Annotated in this window: 21 protein-coding genes; 13 read left to right on the forward strand and 8 right to left on the reverse strand. The window is 69.7% G+C overall.

What is annotated here, in order from left to right; genetic code table 11:
• Window positions 1-23 precede the first annotated feature (23 nt).
• The 10 genes from CS1GBM4_RS16555 (at window position 24) to CS1GBM4_RS16600 (ending at window position 7,701) form a co-directional block, all read left to right on the forward strand.
• Window positions 24-305, forward strand: a complete 282-nt coding sequence (locus tag CS1GBM4_RS16555) for an acyl carrier protein (RefSeq protein ID WP_066473700.1) — start codon at window positions 24-26, stop codon at window positions 303-305.
• Between the two features lie 189 nt (window positions 306-494).
• On the forward strand, window positions 495-956 hold the full coding sequence (locus CS1GBM4_RS16560; protein ID WP_186419846.1) for a 3-hydroxyacyl-ACP dehydratase FabZ family protein: 462 nt from the start codon (window positions 495-497) through the stop codon (window positions 954-956).
• Between the two features lie 2 nt (window positions 957-958).
• Complete coding sequence (locus CS1GBM4_RS16565; protein WP_186419847.1) at window positions 959-2,089, forward strand: beta-ketoacyl-ACP synthase; 1,131 nt, start codon at window positions 959-961, stop codon at window positions 2,087-2,089.
• A gap of 11 nt (window positions 2,090-2,100) precedes the next feature.
• Window positions 2,101-3,384, forward strand: coding sequence for a beta-ketoacyl-ACP synthase (locus CS1GBM4_RS16570; RefSeq protein WP_186419848.1), 1,284 nt, complete (start codon window positions 2,101-2,103; stop codon window positions 3,382-3,384).
• Window positions 3,381-4,127 (forward strand): SDR family oxidoreductase, encoded by a 747-nt coding sequence (locus CS1GBM4_RS16575; RefSeq protein WP_186419849.1) that lies wholly within the window; start codon window positions 3,381-3,383, stop codon window positions 4,125-4,127. Before CS1GBM4_RS16570 ends, CS1GBM4_RS16575 begins: the two co-directional genes overlap by 4 nt.
• Window positions 4,128-4,225: 98 nt before the next feature.
• Window positions 4,226-4,477 carry a ribbon-helix-helix protein, CopG family gene (locus tag CS1GBM4_RS16580; RefSeq protein ID WP_186419850.1) on the forward strand — a complete coding sequence of 84 codons (252 nt, stop codon included), beginning with the start codon at window positions 4,226-4,228 and terminating at the stop codon, window positions 4,475-4,477.
• Complete coding sequence (locus CS1GBM4_RS16585; protein WP_186419851.1) at window positions 4,474-4,758, forward strand: type II toxin-antitoxin system RelE/ParE family toxin; 285 nt, start codon at window positions 4,474-4,476, stop codon at window positions 4,756-4,758. The genes CS1GBM4_RS16580 and CS1GBM4_RS16585 overlap by 4 nt, the downstream gene beginning before the upstream one ends.
• 13 nt (window positions 4,759-4,771) lie before the next feature.
• Window positions 4,772-5,794: a zinc-binding dehydrogenase gene (locus CS1GBM4_RS16590; protein ID WP_186419852.1), complete on the forward strand. Its 1,023-nt coding sequence runs from the start codon at window positions 4,772-4,774 to the stop codon at window positions 5,792-5,794.
• Window positions 5,795-5,946: 152 nt separating this feature from the next.
• Window positions 5,947-6,882 (forward strand): lipid A biosynthesis lauroyl acyltransferase, encoded by a 936-nt coding sequence (locus CS1GBM4_RS16595; RefSeq protein WP_244607265.1) that lies wholly within the window; start codon window positions 5,947-5,949, stop codon window positions 6,880-6,882.
• A gap of 69 nt (window positions 6,883-6,951) precedes the next feature.
• Window positions 6,952-7,701: a DUF1223 domain-containing protein gene (locus CS1GBM4_RS16600; protein ID WP_186419854.1), complete on the forward strand. Its 750-nt coding sequence runs from the start codon at window positions 6,952-6,954 to the stop codon at window positions 7,699-7,701.
• Window positions 7,702-7,716: 15 nt separating this feature from the next.
• On the opposite strand, the gene CS1GBM4_RS16605 is transcribed toward CS1GBM4_RS16600, so the two are convergent.
• From CS1GBM4_RS16605 to CS1GBM4_RS16615, 3 genes are all read right to left on the reverse strand, one after another.
• Window positions 7,717-8,325, reverse strand: coding sequence for a hypothetical protein (locus tag CS1GBM4_RS16605; RefSeq protein ID WP_186419855.1), 609 nt, complete (start codon window positions 8,323-8,325; stop codon window positions 7,717-7,719).
• A gap of 1 nt (window position 8,326) precedes the next feature.
• Window positions 8,327-9,121: a TPM domain-containing protein gene (locus tag CS1GBM4_RS16610; RefSeq protein WP_186419856.1), complete on the reverse strand. Its 795-nt coding sequence runs from the start codon at window positions 9,119-9,121 to the stop codon at window positions 8,327-8,329.
• A 208-nt stretch (window positions 9,122-9,329) separates the two neighbouring features.
• Window positions 9,330-9,896, reverse strand: coding sequence for a LemA family protein (locus CS1GBM4_RS16615; protein WP_244607266.1), 567 nt, complete (start codon window positions 9,894-9,896; stop codon window positions 9,330-9,332).
• Between the two features lie 181 nt (window positions 9,897-10,077).
• Here CS1GBM4_RS16615 and ggt point away from each other — a divergent pair, with 181 nt between their 5' ends.
• Window positions 10,078-11,838, forward strand: a complete 1,761-nt coding sequence (gene ggt, locus CS1GBM4_RS16620; protein WP_186419858.1) for a gamma-glutamyltransferase — start codon at window positions 10,078-10,080, stop codon at window positions 11,836-11,838.
• Window positions 11,839-11,844: 6 nt separating this feature from the next.
• Here ggt and CS1GBM4_RS16625 read toward each other — a convergent pair whose 3' ends face one another.
• The 4 genes from CS1GBM4_RS16625 to CS1GBM4_RS16640 all read right to left on the reverse strand — a co-directional run bounded on the left by CS1GBM4_RS16625 (window position 11,845) and on the right by CS1GBM4_RS16640 (window position 15,019).
• On the reverse strand, window positions 11,845-12,477 hold the full coding sequence (locus CS1GBM4_RS16625; RefSeq protein ID WP_186419859.1) for a hypothetical protein: 633 nt from the start codon (window positions 12,475-12,477) through the stop codon (window positions 11,845-11,847).
• Between the two features lie 139 nt (window positions 12,478-12,616).
• A complete protein-coding gene (locus CS1GBM4_RS16630) occupies window positions 12,617-13,102 on the reverse strand; it encodes a hypothetical protein (protein ID WP_186419860.1) in 486 nt (161 codons plus the stop codon).
• Window position 13,103: 1 nt separating this feature from the next.
• Window positions 13,104-14,327: a 23S rRNA (adenine(2503)-C(2))-methyltransferase RlmN gene (gene rlmN, locus CS1GBM4_RS16635; protein ID WP_186419861.1), complete on the reverse strand. Its 1,224-nt coding sequence runs from the start codon at window positions 14,325-14,327 to the stop codon at window positions 13,104-13,106.
• A 92-nt stretch (window positions 14,328-14,419) separates the two neighbouring features.
• Window positions 14,420-15,019 carry a hypothetical protein gene (locus CS1GBM4_RS16640; RefSeq protein WP_186419862.1) on the reverse strand — a complete coding sequence of 200 codons (600 nt, stop codon included), beginning with the start codon at window positions 15,017-15,019 and terminating at the stop codon, window positions 14,420-14,422.
• 252 nt (window positions 15,020-15,271) lie between these two features.
• Between CS1GBM4_RS16640 and CS1GBM4_RS16645 the strand changes: the two genes are divergently transcribed.
• Entirely contained in the window at window positions 15,272-16,243 is a 972-nt protein-coding gene (locus tag CS1GBM4_RS16645) for an NADPH:quinone oxidoreductase family protein (RefSeq protein ID WP_186419863.1), read from the forward strand.
• 18 nt (window positions 16,244-16,261) lie between these two features.
• Here the strand turns inward: CS1GBM4_RS16645 and CS1GBM4_RS16650 are convergent, their stop codons facing one another.
• On the reverse strand, window positions 16,262-16,642 hold the full coding sequence (locus tag CS1GBM4_RS16650; RefSeq protein ID WP_186419864.1) for a YkvA family protein: 381 nt from the start codon (window positions 16,640-16,642) through the stop codon (window positions 16,262-16,264).
• A 175-nt stretch (window positions 16,643-16,817) separates the two neighbouring features.
• On the opposite strand from CS1GBM4_RS16650, the gene CS1GBM4_RS16655 reads away from it, so the two are divergent.
• Window positions 16,818-17,603, forward strand: a complete 786-nt coding sequence (locus tag CS1GBM4_RS16655) for an SDR family NAD(P)-dependent oxidoreductase (RefSeq protein ID WP_186419865.1) — start codon at window positions 16,818-16,820, stop codon at window positions 17,601-17,603.
• Window positions 17,604-17,613: the final 10 nt, after the last annotated feature.

Here is a 17,613-nt window from a genome sequence, read left to right on the forward strand (position 1 = left end):
TCATTCACGACGGGAGCACCCGCATGTCCGCCACGTTCGAGACGGTCGCCGGCATCATTTCGGAAACTTGCGACATTCCTCGCGAGAAGATCACGCCCCAGAGCCATGCGATCGACGATCTCGGCATCGACTCCCTCGCTTTTCTCGACATCGCCTTCGCCATCGACAAGGCCTTCGGCATCAAGCTGCCGCTCGAGCAGTGGACCCAGGAGGTCAACGAGGGCAAGGCGCCGGCCGAGCAGTATTTCGTCCTCGAGAACCTGTGCAAGCGCATCGACGATCTCGTCGCCGCCAAGGCCGCCTGAGCGAGCTCCGGGCCCGGCGGGCTGCCGCCGGAGCGATTCCAGCGAGAGCGCGCAGCGGTTTAGCGCCCGGGATCGCGTGAAGACAGAGAGACAGGGCATGTCCGTCGTTTCCAGAACGCGGACGTCTCTGGACGCTGAAGCGCCGCAGGCGGGGCGAGGCCCCGGCGCGGCGAGACGGGTTGGAGCCGCATGCGCCTCGAATATTTCGACATGATCGACAAGGTCGAGAGCTTCGATCCGGCGGCGAAGCGAATCCTGACCCGCTCGACCGTCCCGGCGCAGAGCCCGGTCTTCGAGGGCCATTTTCCCGGCCATCCGCTCGTTCCGGGCGTGCTGCTCACCGAGACCATGGCGCAGGCCTCCGGCTATCTGCTCCTCGGCCTCAACGGCCTGACGCAGATGCCGTTCCTGATGACCGTCGACAAGGCGCGCTTCCGCACCTTCGTCGAGCCGAACGCCGAGCTCGAGACCAGCGCGGAGCTGGTGATCGAAGGCTCCGGCTACGCCGCGACCAAGGCGAAGATCACGCTCGCCGGCAAGCCGATCTGCGATGCCGAACTGCGTTTCCGCCTGATGCCCTCCCCCGCCGATATGCGCACCCTGATGCAGGCCCGCATCGCTGCCATCGGCCTCTCCCCGGAGGCAGCCTGACCATGGCCCGCGACGTCGTCATCACCGGCATCGGCCTCGCCTCCAGCCTCGGCGAGGGCATCGAGACACATGCGCAGGCGCTCGCGGACAATGCGGCGCCGGTCGTCGATACCGAGCGCTTCGCGCCCTATCCGCTGCACCCGCTGAAAGCGCTCGAGCTCGACCGGCAGATTCCGAAGAAGTCCGACCAGCGCCAGATGGAGCCCTGGCAGCGCCTCGGTGTCTACGCCGCCGGCCTCGCCCTCGACGGCGCCGGGCTGAAGCAGGACGCCGAGGCCAAGAGTCAGCTCCAGGTCATCGTCGCCGCCGGCGGCGGCGAGCGCGACCATGCGGTCGACGCCGCCATCCTGACCGGCTTGCGAGACGCCAACCGGCCGGGCGCCTTCCTCAACGAACGGCTGATGAGCGATCTCCGGCCGACGCTGTTCCTCGCCCAGCTCTCCAACCTGCTCGCCGGCAACATCGCCATCGTCCACGGCGTCACCGGCGCCTCCCGCACGCTGATGGGCGAGGAGCAGGCCGGCGTCGACGCGGTCCGCACCGCCCATGCCCGCATCGCGGCCGGTCAGGCCGACATCATCCTCGTCGGGGGCGCCTATAACGCCGAGCGCCGCGACATGCTGCTTCTGTTCGAGCTCGGCGGCTATCTGCGCACCGCCGGCTTCGCGCCGGTCTTCACGCGCTCCGATGCGCCCGGCATGATCACCGGCAGCGCCGGAGCCTTCCTCGTGCTCGAAGCGGCCGAGCGCGCCGCCGCGCGCGGCGCCAGGGTCCACGCCCGCCTGAGCCATGCCGGCGCCCATCGCAGCCGCCGCCAGCCCGGCTCGGTCGCCAGGGCGCTCGACGACATGCTCGCCGGCTTCGGCCCGCTCGCGCCCGACGCCCTGGCCGTCTCGGCCGCGACCGGCTGCGCCGGCATCACCGAGGAAGAGGCGGCCGCGATCGCCAAGGCGGCGCCGGATGCCCGCCGCGTCGCCACCGGTGACCTCGTCGGCCATGCCGTGGAAGCGGCCTTCCCGGTCTCGATCGCGCTGGCGGCCGCCGCGCTCTCGACCGGGGTGGCGAACGAGGCGATCGTCACCGGAGCGGCGCATTGGCGCGGCGAGGGTGCCGCCCGACTGGTCAAGGCGTGAGGGAAGAGGCCATGAGCGCAAGCCATCGCGACAGCCGGGGCCGGCCGATCGTCGCCGTCACCGGCCTCGGCATCGTCACCTCGCTCGGCCAGGGCAAGGACGCCAACTGGGAGGCGCTGACCGCCGGGCGCTCCGGAATCCATCGCATCGAGCGCTTTCCGACCGACGGCCTGCGCACCACCATCGCCGCGACCGTCGATTTCCTGTTCGACCGGCCTTTCGCCGCGCCCGAGCTCTCGGAGAAGCTCGCCACGCTCGCCGCCGAGGAAGCGGTCGCGCAGAGCGGCCTCGGCCAGCCCGGCGACTTCCCGGGCGAGCTCTTCATGGCCGTGCCGCCGGTCGAGATGGAATGGCCGCAGAAGCAGGAGCTGGCGCAGTCCATCGAAGGCGTCGCCGACTACGACGCGCTGCTGCGCGTCGCGGCCCGCCACAAGCACAAGGCGATGCACGAGCTCTTCCTGTTCGGCGGCGTCGCCGAGCACATCGCCGAGAGGTTCGGCACCAAGGGGTCGCCGATCTCGCTGTCGACGGCCTGCTCCTCGGGCGCGACCGCGATCCAGATGGGCGTCGAGGCGATCCGCCGCGGCGAGACGCAAGCCGCGCTCTGCATCGGCACCGACGGCTCGGTCCATGCCGAGGCCCTGATCCGCTTCTCGCTGCTCTCGGCGCTCTCGACCCAGAACGATCCGCCGGAAGGCGCCGCCAAGCCCTTCTCCAAGAACCGCGACGGCTTCGTCATGGGCGAGGGCGCCGGCGCACTGGTGCTGGAGGATTACGACCACGCCTTGGCCCGCGGCGCCACCATCCTCGGCATCGTCGCCGGCTGCGGCGAGCGCGGCGACGGCTTCCATCGCACCCGCTCGAGCCCGGACGGCAAGCCGGCGATCCTCGCCATGCAGGACGCCCTCGCCGACGCCGGCCTGACCCCCGACGATGTCGATTACATCAACGCGCACGGCACCTCGACGCCGGAGAACGACAAGATGGAGGCGATGAGCTGCTCCGCCGTGTTCGGCGAGCGCATGGCGAACCTGCCGATCTCCTCGAACAAGTCGATGCTCGGCCACACGCTGACGGCCGCCGGTGCGGTCGAGGCGGTGATCTCGCTGATGACCATCGCCAAGGGCCGCATCCCGCCGACGATCAACTACAACCAGCCGGACCCGGCGATCGGGCTCGACGTCGTGCCCAACGAAGCGCGCGAGGCAAAGGTCCGCACGGTGCTGTCGAACTCCTTCGGCTTCGGCGGCCAGAATACCTGTCTCGTGCTGGCGGCGGAGCCGAAAGCGGCATGACCCGCGTTCTCGTCACCGGCGGCGCCAAGGGCGTCGGCGCCGCGATCGTGCGGGCGCTCGTGGCTGACGGCCACGATGTCGACTTCACTTATCGCTCCTCGGGCGAGCAGGCGCAGGCGCTCGCCGCCGAGATCGCGCAGGCCGCGCCCGGCCGCACCGTGCGTGCCTTGCCGCTCGACCTTTCCGACAAGGTCGCGCTCGACGCCTTCTGCGAGCAATGCGAGGGCGAGCCCTGGTTCGGCCTCGTCCACAATGCCGGCCAGCCCTATGATTCGCTCGCCGCCATGCTCGTCCAGGACAAGGCGGAAGCGGCGATGCAGGTCAATTTCTGGGCCTTCACCCGCCTCGCCAAGAGCCTGATGCGCGGCATGATCCGCGCCAGGGCCGGCCGCATCGTCGCGATCGGCTCGGTCGCGGCGCTGCGTGGCAATCCCGGCAATGCCGCCTATGCGGCTTCGAAGGGAGCGCTGATCTCCTATGCCAAGACACTGGCGGTCGAGACCGGCAAGCGCGGCGTCACCGTCAACGTGATCGCGCCCGGCTTCGTCGACACCGACATGATGGCACCCTACGCCGCCTATCGCGACAAGATGGAAGGCCAGATCCCGGCCGGCCGCTTCGCCAGGCCGGAGGAGGTCGCCGGCCTCGCCGCCTTCCTGCTGAGCCCGCCGGCCGCCTACATCACCGGCACGGTCCTGCCGATCGATGGCGGGCTGACCGCCCATCTCGGCGTCCATCGCTGAGAGCCGCTCCGGCGCTTCACGTGAAACATGGTAAACGCGGAACGCTTGGCGCTGCGCTGTAAACCGCTTATGTTCACTGTGAACTGGAGTGAACCAGCGTGACGGCAGCCTTCACCATCCGCCTCGACGAGGAGACGCTTGCCAAGCTCGATGCGCTGGCGGCCGACACCGACCGCTCGCGTAACTGGCTCGTGGCGAAAGCGATTCAGGACTATGTCAAACTGAATGCTTGGCAGATCCAGCGGATCAAGGAAGGCATCGCCGAAGCCGACCGAGGCGAATTCGCGACTGAAGAAGAACTCGACGCAATCGAAGCCAAGCTGCAAGCCATGATCGACGCTGGTCGATGAAAGTCATCTGGACGGCCCGCGCCCGGGTCGAGCTTGATGAGATCGCGGACTATGTCGCGCCGATCAGCGCTTCAGCCGCTTTGGCTCTTGTGCGCCGCCTCAGGCAGGCGGGAAAACAGCTCGGCGAGCACCCCCACATGGGCAGGCCAGGTCGTGTCGACGGGAGCCGTGAGCTCGTCGTGAACGGAACGCCCTATATTCTGCCCTACCGCGTCAGCAACGGTCGCGTCGAAATCCTCGCCGTGATCCACACCTCCCGGCAATGGCCGGACCAGCTCTGAAAGACCAAGACCGATGCTTTCGCTTCAGCTCCATGGCGACCGCGATCTCCGCCTCGAACAGATCGAGCCGCCGCCGGCGCCGGCTCCCGGCGAGGTCCAGATCCGCGTCCGCGCCGTCGGGCTGAACTATCTCGACCTCTGGGGCTTCCGCGGCATGGCCTTCGCCAAGCGCAAGATGCCGCAGGCGGCGGGCGTCGAGGCGGCGGGCGAGGTCGTCGCGGTCGGCGAGGGCGTCTCGCGCTTCCGCGAGGGCGACACGGTGACCATGTACGGCGCCGAGACCTGCGGCCACTGCAAGGCCTGCCGCGAGGGCCGCGACAATCTCTGCGAGAACGTCGCCGGCATCATGGGCTTCCACATCGACGGCTTTGCCCGCGAGCTGATCAACCGGCCGGAGCGCCTGGTCATCAAGGCGCCGAAGGGCGTCTCCTTCGCGGAGGCCGCCTGCGCCCCGATCGGCTTCGGCACGGTCCAGCACATGCTTTTCGACAATGCCAGGCTCGAACCCGGCGAGTCGATCCTCGTCCATGCCGGCGGCTCCGGCATCGGCACGGCCGCGATCCTGATGGCCAAGGCGATCGGCTGCACCGTCTTCACCACGGTCGGCGACGACGAGAAAGGCGAGAAGGCGAGGGCGCTCGGCGCCGACCATGTCATCAATTACCGGACCGAGCGCTTCGAGGGCGAGGTCCGGCGCCTGACCAAGCGCAAGGGCGTCGACGTCGTTTTCGAGCATGTCGGCGCCGACACCTGGAACGGCTCGCTGCTCTGCCTGAAGCGGGGCGGCCGTCTCGTCACCTGCGGCGCCACCTCCGGCCCGTCGGCGACGATCAACCTGATGCAGCTGTTCCAGCAGCAATACCGCATCACCGGCTCCTTCGGCTGCCGCATCGAGAACATCGCGCAATCGCTCGAGAAGATGGCGGCCGGCATGAAGCCGGTGATCGACTCCGTCTTTCCGCTCGCCGAGTTCGAAAAAGGCCTCGCCCGCATCGAGGGCCGCAAGGTCTTCGGCAAGGTCATCGTCACCCTCTGAGACGACCGCGTGAGCCGGCTCGACTTGACGCGCCGGCCGCAATCCCGCAAGTCGCGCCGCGATGGCGAGGTCCTCCGGACGCTGCGCCGGCGGACTGGGCTCGGACCTTGAGGCAGCTGAAGCAATTCGCAACGCGCATCGGCGCGACGCTGATGATCGGCCTCATCCGGGGTCTGTTCGCCTTCCTGCGCGCGCTCGGGCCGGAACGGGCCTCCGATCTCGGCGGCTGGCTCTTGCGCAGCGTGAGCCCGCTGATCCCGGTCAACCGGGTGGCCTACGCCAATGTCCGCGCCGCTTTCCCCGGCATCGCCGATGCGGAGGCGAGGCGTCTCGTCCGCGGCGGCTGGGAGAATCTCGGCCGCACCGTCGCCGAATACGCCCATCTCAAGACGCTGTTCGACTATGACTACCACAACCCCGATCCGAACGGCCGGATCGAGGTCGTCGGCATCGAGCACTTCATCGCCCTGAAGGACGACGGCAGGCCGGGGCTGATCTTCTCCGCCCATCTCGGCAACTGGGAGCTGCCGGCGATCTGCGCCGCCACCTACGACCTCGACACCACCGCCGTCTTCCGCGCCCCGAACGACCCGGCGATCGCCGCCGTCGTCCACGAGATCCGCTCGGGCGCCATGGGCGGGCTGGCGGCGGCCAAGCAGGGCGCCGCCTTCGCCATGCAGGGCGTGCTCGAGCAGGGCGGTCATCTCGGCATGCTGATCGACCAGCATTTCACCCGCGGCGTGGTCGTGCCCTTCCTCGGACGCCCGGCGCTGACCAACCCGATCCTCGGCAAGTTCGCCCGCCGCTTCGAATGCCCGGTGCACGGGGTGCGCGTCGTCCGCCTGCCGAACCACCGCTTCCGCATCGAGCTGACCCCGCCGCTCGACCTGCCGCGCGACGCCAATGGCGAGATCGACGTCACCGGCGCCATGGCGATGATGACGGCGGTCGTCGAAGGCTGGGTCCGCGAGCATCCCGAGCAATGGCTCTGGATGCACCGGCGCTGGCGGCCGAACCTGATCGGCGCCGAGGCCCTGGCACGTTTTCGCGAGCAGGCGCCGCAGCCGCCGCTTTTCAAGCCAACGTGATTTCCAATTGAGCGAAGAGTAGCGCTTTTGGTAACGGCCTGCTTGTATGCTGGCGCCGAGTTCGAGCCGATGGTCCGCCACGTCCGCCAAATCGCCGCCGCCGCTCTCCTGGTCTTCGGAGCGTCCCCGGCGCCTGCCCAGCAGCCTGCGGCCCAGCCGAAGGCGGTGGTCGAGCTCTTCACCAGCCAGGGCTGCTCGTCCTGCCCCGCCGCGGACGCGCTCTTCGTCGAGCTCGCCAAGGATCCGCGCCTGATCACGCTGACCCTGCCGGTGACGTACTGGGACTATCTCGGCTGGAAGGACACGCTCGGCCAGGAGGTCTTCAGCAAGCGCCAGAAGCTCTATGCCAAGGCGCGCGGCGACGGCCAGATCTATACGCCGCAGGCGGTCGTGAACGGCGCCGCCCATATCGTCGGCTCCGACAGGGGCGGCATCGACAAGCTCGTGCGCGAGCAGCCCAGGGACGGTTTCCCGGTGAAGGTCGACCTCGCCGAGGCGGATGGCGCGCTGCGCGTTTCGCTGGGCGCCGCACCCTATGCGGGCGAGAAGCCGGCGGTGGTGTGGCTGCTGCAGCTCAGCCGCACCGCGACCGTGCCGATCGAGCGCGGCGAGAACAGCGGCAAGACCGTGACCTACGCCAATGTCGTGCGCGGCATCAGCCGCATCGGCGAATGGAACGGCGCCAGCGCCACGCTGACCGTGCCGCTCGAGACCGTCCGTTCCGCCGCGAAGGCCGACGGCTATGTCGTGCTGGTCCAGGCCGATCTCTACACCCGCCAGAGCGCGATCCTCGGCGCCGCGCGCGGCCCGGCGAAATAGCCGGCCGAGGGGCCGCTACAGGATCACGACCTTGTTGGGCAGTTCGTCGAGATCGTCGGCGGCCGGCGGCGCATGGGCGGCGAGCACGGCCCCGATATCGCGCACCGCCGCGATCAGCCCCTCGCGCAGGGCGTCCTGCGCCGCGGCGGCCAGCAGCGGCTCGACGATCCCCTGCCAGATCTCGCCATCCACCTTGGCCGAGATGCCGGCATCGGCGACGATCTCGGCGTAGCGCTCCTGCAGGGCGATGTAGAGCAGCACGCCGGTGCGTCCGCGCGTCAGCGTCAGCCCGCGCGCCGTGAATTCGCGCAGCGCGGTCTCGTGCGCCTGCCGGCGCTTGACGAAGCCCGGCACGAACCGCCCGCCGCGCCCGTACCAGAGCAGGGTCGAGAGCAGCATCGCCGCCGCGATCAGCTGGGCGAGGAAGATGCTGGATGCGCTCAATGTCGTCAGCAGCAGGAACGGCCAGGGCACGAACAGCGAGAGCGCCAGCGCCAGCACGAGCGGCACCGCGACATAGCTGCCGGCGGCCCGGTCGACGACGACCACGATCTCGCCCGAGGTCTGCCGCTCCGCCTCGCGCACCGCGTCGGCGATGGCGTCGCGATCGTCGGAATTCAGCATCTCACCAATCCCCCGAAGCGCCGCCGCCGCCGGACGAGCCGCCGCCGCCCGAAAACCCGCCCGAGCCGGAGCCCCAGCCCGAACCCCAGCCGCCGGAGGACGAGCCACCGCCCCAGCCCGAGCCGCCCGAGGGCGGCAGCACGATCCAGCGCCCATCCCGGGTCCGGTGCCGCCGCGCCCCGCCGGAGGAACGGCCGAGCTCGCGCATGAAGCTCGCGACCAGGATGAACAGCAGGATCATGACGAAAATCACGGCGGCCGTCTCGACCCAGGACGATTCGTCGCTGCGGATCTGCGCGCGCCGCTGCCACTCCTCGGCATCCCCGGTCAGGATCGACAGGATCGCGTCGACGCCACCCTCGATGCCGCCGGCGAAATCGCCATTCTTGAACTTGGGCGCGATCGCCGTGGTGATGATCACCTTGGAGAGCGCGTCGGTCAGCGCGCCCTCGAGCCCGTAGCCGACCTCGATGCGGATTTTTCGCTCGGCCGGCGCGACCAGCAGCAGGACGCCGTTGTTCTTGGCCTTCTCGCCGAGCTTCCAGGCCCGGAACAGGCCATTGGCGAACTCCTCGACCGGATAGCCCTGCAGCGAGGGCAGGGTCGCGACGACGACCTGATCGCTTGTCTTGTCCTCATGCGCCTTCAGCTTCTGCTCGATCCGGGCGGAAGCCTCGGCGTCGAGCAGGCGCGCATTGTCGACGATGCGGCCGGCGAGGGCGGGATAGTTCGGCTCGGCGGCTGTGGCGAGCACGGGGAAGAGGAGGACAAGGAGCAGGGAGAACCACGCCGCCACGACTGGGCGAGCCGCCCTCTTTCCTTCTCCCGGATGGGAGAAGGTGGCGCGGAGCGCCGGATGAGGGCCTGCCGTTTCCGCAGAAGGCACAACCACGCCACAGCTCCTTCTCCGGAAAGGGCGGGCCCTCACCCCTGCCCCTCTCCCATCCGGGAGAGGGGTTTCCCGCGCCTGATCACGGCCGCCAGAGCACACGGAACGACAACAATCAGAACTTCACCGCCGGCGGCCGTTCCGCGCCGGCCGTGGCGGAGAAGCTCTCCATCGGCTTGGCGCCCCAGAACAGGCGCGCCCAGATCACGCCCGGGAAGGTCCGGATCTCGGTGTTGAAGGCCTGCACCGCCTGGATGTAGTCGCGCCGCGCCACGGCGACGCGGTTTTCGGTGCCTTCCAGCTGCGACTGCAGCGCCAGGAAGTTCTGGTTCGACTTGAGTTCTGGATAGCGCTCGACCGTCACCATCAGGCGCCCGAGCGCGCCGGAAAGCTGATTCTGCGCGTCCTGGTATTCCTTGAACCTGGCCGGGTCCGTGATCGTCGAGGCATCGACCTTGACCTGCGTCGCCTTGGCGCGCGCCTCGATCACCTGGGTGAGCACCTCGCGCTCCTGCTGCGCATAGCCCTTCACCGTCTCGACCAGGTTGGGGATCAGGTCGGCGCGGCGCTGATACTGGTTCTGCACCTCGCCCCAGGCCGCCTTGGCCCTCTCCTCCAGCGTCGGCACGTTGTTGTAGCCGCAGCCCGCGAGCATCAGGCCGAACAGGCCGACCATCAGCATGACGAGGGGCCGGCGAAGAGCCGGAGACTGCGCGAGGACCATGACGAACCCCTTCGGCTTGGCGAGACAAATCAGGGTTCGACCATAGCCGTGCCGCGAGGCAGATCAAACCAACGCCACGAGCATGGCGTCCCAGCCGGCAAGCGCGCTAGTCTGCGCCGCCGACGATGAGGAGAGGACCATGCCGCTCAAGGTGCCCGCTTTCCGCGCCCGCAGGATACTTGTTCTCGGGCTTTGGCTCGCCGCGGTAACCGCCGCCCCCGCCCAGACCATGGCGCCCGCGCCGGAAGCCGCCACCGGGCGCACCGCCAAGACGCTCGGCACGGCGCAGCGCTACATGGCCGCCGCCGCCAACCCGCTCGCCGCCGCCGCCGGCCGCGAGATCCTGCGCGCCGGCGGCAGCGCCGCCGACGCCGCGATCGCCATCCAGCTCGTGCTCAACCTGGTCGAGCCGCAGAGCTCCGGCATCGGCGGCGGCGCTTTCCTGCTGCACTGGGACGAGGCCGGCCGGACGCTCGCCACGCTCGACGGCCGCGAGACCGCCCCGAAGGCCGCGACGCCCGAGCGCTTCCTCGGCGCCGACGGCAAGCCGATGAAATTCGTCGATGCCGTCGTCGGCGGCCGCTCGGTCGGCGTGCCCGGCACGGTCCGGCTGCTGGAAGAGGCCCATAAGCGCTGGGGCAAGCTGCCCTGGGCCGAGCTCTTCGCCCCCGCGATCAAGCTGGCGGAAGAGGGCTTCGCGATCTCGCCGCGCCTCGCCGGCCTGCTCGCCCTCGAGAAGAACCTCAGCCGGGACGCGCGTGCCTCCCTCTATTTCTACGAGGCCGACGGCAAGCCCAGGGCGGCCGGCACGACCCTCAGGAACCCGGCCTTCGCCGCGACCTTGCGCGCCATCGCCCAGCGCGGCGCCGGCGCCTTCTACGAGGGCGAGATCGCGCAGGACATCGTCGCGACCGTCACCGGCCACAAGAACAATCCCGGCGACATGACGCTCGACGACCTCGCCGCCTACAAGGTCGAGGAGCGCGCGCCGCTCTGCGGCCGCTACCGCGCCTATACGCTCTGCGGCATGGGCCCGCCGAGCTCGGGCGCCATCGCCGTGCAGCAGATCCTCGGCGTCCTCGCGACGAGGGACATGGCTCGCCTCGGCCCCGGCGCCGAGGCGGCGCACTGGGTCGCCGAGGCCGGCAAGCTCGCCTTCGCCGACCGGGCGCTCTATCTCGGCGATCCGGCCTTCGTCAGCGTCCCGGCCGCCGGGCTGATCGACGAGGACTATATTCGCGAGCGGGCGAGGCTGGTCAGCCCGGACAGGGCGATGGGCAAGGCCAGCGCCGGCAGCCCGCCGAACAAGCGCGCGCTGCTGCTCGCGCCGTCGGATGGTATCGAGAACGGCACCAGTCACATCTCGGTCGTCGATGCCGCCGGCAACGCCGTCTCGATGACGACGACCATCGAGGATGGGTTCGGCTCGCGCCTGATGACCAAGGGCGGCTTCCTGCTCAACAACGAATTGACCGATTTCTCCTTCGCGCCGTCGGAGGATGGCAAGCCGGTCGCCAACCGGGTCGAGCCCGGCAAGCGACCGCGCTCCTCGATGGCGCCGACCATCGTCTTCGACGCTTTCGGCCGGCTCTACGCCGTCACCGGCTCGCCCGGCGGCAGCCAGATCATCGGCTATGTCGCCAAGACGCTGGTCGCGCTGCTCGACTGGAAGCTGGACCCGCAGCGCGCCGTCGACCTCGCCAATTTCGGCAGCCGCAACGGCCCGACCGAGCTGGAGAAGGGCAGCGAGGCGGAAGGCTGGAAGGCCGCGCTGGAGGCCAGGGGCCACGAGGTCCGGTTGCTCGAGATGACCTCGGGCATCCAGGCGATCGTCAAGACGCCGGAAGGCTATCTCGGCGGCGCCGATGGCCGGCGCGAGGGCGTGGCGATCGGGGATTGAGCCGGATCAGCGCCCCCTGGCGAAGTTGACGATCGCGGCCGCGGCCGCCTCGGTGCGGCCGGTGAAGGTGTGGGGACTGTTCGGCCGGCAGGGCTGGCCGGGGCCGCCGCCCCCGCTGATCCAGGCGGTGCGGGCCTTGCCGCGCGACCAGCGCACGAAATCGGGCACGGCCTGCGGCGGCGTCAGATGGCATTCGTCGTCGCGATGATGCAGAATCAGCGTCCGCGGCAGGCTCGCGGGATTGCCGAGCGTCTCGACGACCGATCCGTTCGGCGTACCGGGCGGCAGCAGCCCGCCGGCGGCGAAGACGACGGCGTCCGGCCGCGCGCCGCCGGCGATCGCCTGCGCCGCGGTGACGGCGCCCAGGCTCATGCCGACCAGCGTGACGCGATAACCCTTGCTTTTGAAATCCGAGACCAGCGACGAGGCCTGCGAGGCGCTGGTCGTGATGTCGGTCTCCAGCCCGGCCGTGCGGAAGATCGGCTGGCTCATCACCAGGAAGTCCCGGGGATGGATGCCGCCGGCGCCCGGTATCAGCACCAGCGCGACCGGCTGCCGGGCCGGCTGGGCCAGGGCGGTTCCGCCCCATGGCAGCAGGAACGCGGCGATCAGCGAAGCACGATGGAGGACGGCGAGCATTGCGACACCTGCCGAAGCGCGGGAAACGTCCCGGCAGCGATTGGCTCAGCCGAGATTCCAGCATGTCGCGACTGTAGCCGGATCGGCATGACGGTCAATGACGTTAGGTCAGAGACGCTGCGGCGGCCGGCGCCGGCGTTCAGCCCTGCCCGGGCGCCTTCGGCTCCCCGCCTGCCCCGCGGCCGGCGATCAGCCAGTAGACGAAGCCGGTCGCGGCGCCGACCAGGAAGAGCGCCGCCACCACCTGCATCTCGGCCGCGTTCGGCGCCCTCGTCATGCCCAGCACGGCGAGCGGCAGCAGCGCCGCCAGCAGCCCGGTGAGACCGCTCTGGATCAGGCCGCTGCGCAGGCGGAAGAGCTCGGACGCGACCGCCACCAGCACCACCGGCAGCACCAGGATGGCGAAGCCGAGCCGGCCGAGCAGCGCGAAGGCCGCCTCCGCCGTCGGCCCGGGATCGAAGCCGCGCTCGGCCTGATCGAACAGGGTCGACATCAGCCTCTCGAAACCGCCGCCCACCAGCAGGCCGAGATCGGGCGAGGCGACACCCGCGACCAAAAGCGCGACCAGGCCTGCGCCGACCGCGAAGAGCAGCGCGAACGGGATCAGCAACAGCCAGCGCAGCATGTCAGTGCGCGGCCGCCGCGGTTTCGGCTTCGCCCTGCTCCAGCATCAGCCGGGCGCGGGCGGAGAGTTTCTCGGTCTCGCTCTTCAGCTGGCCGCAGGCGGCGAGAATGTCGCGCCCGCGCGGCGTGCGCACCGGCGAGGCATAGCCGGCCTTGAACACGATCTCGGAGAAGCGCTCGATCCGCTCCCAGTCCGAGCATTCATAGCGCGTGCCGGGCCAGGGATTGAACGGGATCAGGTTGATCTTGGCCGGGATGCCTTTGAGCAGGCGCACCAGCTCGCGCGCCTCGGCATCGCTGTCGTTGACGCCCTTCAGCATCACGTATTCGAACGTGATGCGCTTTGCGTTCGATAACCCCGGATAGGTCCGGCAGGCCTCGAGCAGGTCCTTGATCGGGTATTTCCTGTTGAGCGGCACCAGCTCGTTGCGCAGATCGTCGCGCACCGCATGCAGCGAAATCGCCAGCATCGTGCCCATCTCGTCGCCGAGCGGGCCGATCTGCGGCACCACGCCCGAGGTCGAGACGGTGATGCGCCGCCGGCCGAGCGACAGGCCCTGATCGTCGGAGATCACCGCGATCGCATCGCGCACCCCGTCGAAATTGTACAGCGGCTCGCCCATGCCCATGAAGACGATGTTCGAGACGAAGCGGCCGCCATCACCAGGCACAAAGGCGCCTTCCGGCGGGGTCCGGTTCGGGAAATCGCCGAGCCGCTCGCGCGCCACCATCAGCTGCGCGACGATCTCCTCGGTGGTGAGGTTGCGGACGAGACGCTGCGTGCCGGTATGGCAGAAGGTGCAGGTCAGCGTGCAGCCGACCTGGCTGGAGACGCAGAGCGTGCCGCGGTCGACCTCGGGGATGTAGACGCATTCGATCTCGGCGCCGCGGTCGCGCGGGCCGGCAGGCGGCATGCGCAGCAGCCATTTGCGGGTGCCGTCGCTGGAGACCTGCTCGGCGGTGACCTCCGGCAGGTCGAGCGAGAAGCGCTCGGCGAGCTGGGCGCGCAGGCCCTTGCCGATCGTCGTCATCTCCTGGAAGTCGCGGACGCCGTAATGGTAGATCCAGTTCCAGAGCTGGCCGACGCGCATGCGCCGCTCCTTCTCCGGAACGCCGATCTCGGCCAGCGCCTCGCCGAGGCCGGGGCGCGTGCGCCCGACCAGCGAGGGCCGCCGCGCAACGGGTTCGGCCGCCGGAGCGGCGGCTTGGGCAACAGACGGATTCATCGGAACTCGGCTCGCAGCGGGCGCATTCCGCCCGGAATTGGCCGCCTCATAGCACGAGGGCGGCCAATCGCGAAATCAGCCCGCTTGCCGGCCTATTTGCAGGCCTCCTCGGCCCGCTTGACGATCTGCGAGATGCCGGCGAGCGAGTATTTGTCGCTGGTCGGATTGCCGCGCTTCGACGTGCCCTTGATCTCGAGCCCCGAGCCCTTGCGCAGCGCATCGAGCATGCGGCCTTCCTCGGCCGGATTCTTCAGCCAGACATTCTGGCCCTTGGCGACCAGCGCGAAGCGCTCAGCTCCGATGATCGCCTGATGCTCGACATCCTCCTTGAGGTCGAAATTCATCACCAGGCTGATCTCGTTGCGCACGCCCTCGCCGGGGCGGCTGGAGATGAACAGCAGGCCCTCCACGTCCTTGAGGTTGGCGGGGGAGCGGCTTTCGGCCTTGGACAAGGCGTAGCAGATCTTCGAGCGGCCCTGTTGCGAGGAGAAGGCCTGCCATTTGCCGGCCGTTTCGAGCAGCAGCGCCTGGCCCTGGCCGCCGACGGCGGCCGTCTTCGCCGGCTGCGGCTTGTTGCCGGTGGCGCGCTGCGCCTGCACGGGCGCGGCCGCAAAGGTCAGGGCCGCCAGGCCGAGCAGGGCTGCGGCCTGGAGCGAGCGGCGGGCGGAAGAGAGAGCCGAGATGCGAATCATGGATCGCCAGTAACCGACAAAAACCTTAACGCCGAATGGAGAATGCGCGGGATCGGCGATCCGGAAGACGCAGCGCGCCGGATAGAATGTCACGATCCTGGCGAAAATGCGAATGCTCGCTCTTGCGCGCGCGGGCAGGCGACGCCTTCTCCTTCAATAGTTTAGGGCAGACCCGGCCCGGTTCCGTTCGGCTTCCGCCTGTGCCAGCCTTGGACGGAGGCGAAGGAATCGGCCGGACGGAATGGAGGATCGATGAAGGCGCTGTTGTGCGAGGCCCTCGGACCGGCGGAGACGCTGGTGATCCGCGACCTGCCCGAACCGGAGCCCGGCCCCGGCGAGATCGCGATTCGCGTCACGGCCGCAGCGCTCAACTTCTTCGACACGCTGGTCATCGAGGGGCGTTATCAGGTCAAGCCGCCCCTGCCCTTCTCGCCCTCGGCCGAATGCGCCGGTGTCGTCTGCGCCCTCGGCCAGGGCGTCACGGGCTGGCGCGTCGGCGAGCGCGTCGCCGCCTGGCTCGGCCATGGCGCGGCGCGCGAGATCGTCGTCGTCCCGTCCGAGGCGGCCATCCGAATTCCCGACAGGCTCGACGATCGCCAGGCCGCCGGCCTCTTCGTCACCTATGGCACGGCGATGCACGGGCTGATCCAGCGCGGCGGCGTCGGGCCGGGCGAGACGCTCGCCATTCTCGGCGCCGCCGGCGGGGCGGGGCTCGCCGCGGTCGAGATCGGCGCCCTGCTCGGCGCGCGGGTGATCGCCTGCGCCTCCTCGCCGGAGAAGCTCGCGCTCGCCCGCGCGCATGGCGCTCAGGAGGCGCTGGACTACGCGGCCGACGACCTTCGAGCCGGCCTGCGGCGTCTCGCTCCCGACGGGCTCGATGCGCTCTACGACACGGTCGGCGGCGCGCTCGCGGAGCCGGCGCTGCGCTCGATGGGCTGGGGCGGCCGCTACCTCGTCGTCGGCTTCGCCGGCGGCGAGATCCCGAGGATTCCGCTCAATCTCCTGCTGCTCAAGGGCTGCGACCTGCGCGGCGTGTTCTGGGGCGATTTCGTCAGGCGCGATCCGGCTGGCCACCGCGCCAATATGGAACGCCTGCTCGCCTGGGCGGCCGCGGGCCGGATCCGCGCCCATGTCCACGCCGCCTTTCCGCTGGAACGGGCCGCCGAGGCGCTCGCGCTGATCGCTGGCCGCAAGGCCCAGGGCAAGGTCGTGCTGGTTCCCTGAACTCCACCATTGGACCGATCAGAGATCGGTCAGCATCGCCCTGGCCTTGTCGCGATGCTGCGGCGTGATCGAGCCGGCGACGGCGGCGAGCGCCGCCGCGATCACGGCGGCATCGTCGGTGAAGCCGAGCAGCGGCATTACGTCGGGCAGCGCGTCGAGCGGCAGCACGAAATAGCCGAGCGCGGCGAGCAGCGTCAGCTTGACGCGCCGCGGCGTCGCCGGATCGCGCGCGCAGATCCAGGCGGCGAGGAGGTCTTCCGCGAAGGGAATGCGCTTCGCCACCCGCTTCAGCCGGCCGAGGAACTCGGACCCGAAGCGCTCCTCGTCGCGCAGGCTCTTGCGGATCGCCGCCATCTCCTCCGCGGTGAAGCGCTGTCCGAAGCCGAAGCTGTCGCTCATCCATCCTCTCCCTCGGCACCGGCACCATGCCTGGCACACCGTCGACGCGAAAATGTGGCCCCGCATGCAGGGCTGCACAAGGGATCGACTCAGAATTGCACGCCGAACCCCCTTGGAGGCGACGCTGCACGCCTCTAAAGCCGTTCCGGAATCGTCAAGAAGCCCGGGGAACGCCATGAAGCTCGACTCGTCCATCGCCGCCATTGTCACCGGCGGCGCCTCCGGCCTCGGCGAGGGTACGGCGCGCATGCTCGCCGGCCATGGCGTCAAGGTCGCGCTGTTCGATCTGAACGCCGAGCGCGGCGAAGCCGTCGCCAGGGAGATCGGCGGGCTGTTCTGCGCCTGCGACGTCACCAGCGAGCAGTCGGTCGACGCCGCCCTCGAGAAGGCGCGTGCCGCCCATGGGGTCGCCCGCATCCTCGTCAACTGCGCCGGCATCGCGCCCGGCCGCCGCGTCGTCTCGAAGAAGCGCGACACCGGCGAGCTCGTCGCCCATGACCTCGCCACCTTCGAGAAGGCGGTCGCGATCAACCTGACCGGCACCTTCCGCCTGATCGCCAAATCCGCGGTCGCGCTCGCCGCGGTCGCTCCGGTCACCGAGGATGGCGGCCGCGGCGTCTTCGTCTGCACCGCGTCCGTCGCCGCCGAGGACGGCCAGATCGGTCAGGCTGCCTACGCCGCCTCCAAGGCGGGTGTCGTTGGCCTGACGCTCCCGGTCGCGCGCGATCTCGCCGGCGTCGGCATCCGCATCGTCACGATCATGCCCGGCCTGTTCGAGACCCCGATGTTCGCCGGCCTGCCCGACGAGGCGCGCGCCTCGCTGGCCGTCTCCGTGCCCCATCCCTCGCGCCTCGGCCGGCCGGCGGAATATGCGGCGCTGGTCAGGAGCATCGTCGAGAACGACATGCTGAACGGCACCGCGATCCGCCTTGACGGCGCGATTCGGCTCGCGCCGAAATAGGGCCGCTCCT

Source organism: Allobosea sp. CS1GBMeth4 (genome assembly GCF_900185715.1).
In the GTDB taxonomy this organism is placed as follows: domain Bacteria; phylum Pseudomonadota; class Alphaproteobacteria; order Rhizobiales; family Beijerinckiaceae; genus Allobosea.

Excerpts from the sequence above, each read along its gene's own strand:
- CS1GBM4_RS16575 (WP_186419849.1), top strand. The coding sequence starts at position 3,381 with ATGACCCGCGTTCTCGTCACCGGCGGCGCCAAGGGCGTCGGCGCCGCG.
- CS1GBM4_RS16585 (WP_186419851.1), top strand. The coding sequence starts at position 4,474 with ATGAAAGTCATCTGGACGGCCCGCGCCCGGGTCGAGCTTGATGAGATC.
- CS1GBM4_RS16645 (WP_186419863.1), top strand. The coding sequence starts at position 15,272 with ATGAAGGCGCTGTTGTGCGAGGCCCTCGGACCGGCGGAGACGCTGGTG.
- CS1GBM4_RS16615 (WP_244607266.1), bottom strand. The coding sequence starts at position 9,896 with ATGCTGATGGTCGGCCTGTTCGGCCTGATGCTCGCGGGCTGCGGCTAC.
- CS1GBM4_RS16570 (WP_186419848.1), top strand. The coding sequence starts at position 2,101 with ATGAGCGCAAGCCATCGCGACAGCCGGGGCCGGCCGATCGTCGCCGTC.
- CS1GBM4_RS16600 (WP_186419854.1), top strand. The coding sequence starts at position 6,952 with ATGGTCCGCCACGTCCGCCAAATCGCCGCCGCCGCTCTCCTGGTCTTC.
- CS1GBM4_RS16650 (WP_186419864.1), bottom strand. The coding sequence starts at position 16,642 with ATGAGCGACAGCTTCGGCTTCGGACAGCGCTTCACCGCGGAGGAGATG.
- CS1GBM4_RS16565 (WP_186419847.1), top strand. The coding sequence starts at position 959 with ATGGCCCGCGACGTCGTCATCACCGGCATCGGCCTCGCCTCCAGCCTC.
- CS1GBM4_RS16655 (WP_186419865.1), top strand. The coding sequence starts at position 16,818 with ATGAAGCTCGACTCGTCCATCGCCGCCATTGTCACCGGCGGCGCCTCC.
- rlmN (WP_186419861.1), bottom strand. The coding sequence starts at position 14,327 with ATGAATCCGTCTGTTGCCCAAGCCGCCGCTCCGGCGGCCGAACCCGTT.
- CS1GBM4_RS16555 (WP_066473700.1), top strand. The coding sequence starts at position 24 with ATGTCCGCCACGTTCGAGACGGTCGCCGGCATCATTTCGGAAACTTGC.
- CS1GBM4_RS16605 (WP_186419855.1), bottom strand. The coding sequence starts at position 8,325 with ATGCTGAATTCCGACGATCGCGACGCCATCGCCGACGCGGTGCGCGAG.
- CS1GBM4_RS16630 (WP_186419860.1), bottom strand. The coding sequence starts at position 13,102 with ATGCTGCGCTGGCTGTTGCTGATCCCGTTCGCGCTGCTCTTCGCGGTC.
- CS1GBM4_RS16595 (WP_244607265.1), top strand. The coding sequence starts at position 5,947 with ATGATCGGCCTCATCCGGGGTCTGTTCGCCTTCCTGCGCGCGCTCGGG.
- CS1GBM4_RS16590 (WP_186419852.1), top strand. The coding sequence starts at position 4,772 with ATGCTTTCGCTTCAGCTCCATGGCGACCGCGATCTCCGCCTCGAACAG.
- ggt (WP_186419858.1), top strand. The coding sequence starts at position 10,078 with ATGCCGCTCAAGGTGCCCGCTTTCCGCGCCCGCAGGATACTTGTTCTC.
- CS1GBM4_RS16640 (WP_186419862.1), bottom strand. The coding sequence starts at position 15,019 with ATGATTCGCATCTCGGCTCTCTCTTCCGCCCGCCGCTCGCTCCAGGCC.
- CS1GBM4_RS16560 (WP_186419846.1), top strand. The coding sequence starts at position 495 with ATGCGCCTCGAATATTTCGACATGATCGACAAGGTCGAGAGCTTCGAT.
- CS1GBM4_RS16625 (WP_186419859.1), bottom strand. The coding sequence starts at position 12,477 with ATGCTCGCCGTCCTCCATCGTGCTTCGCTGATCGCCGCGTTCCTGCTG.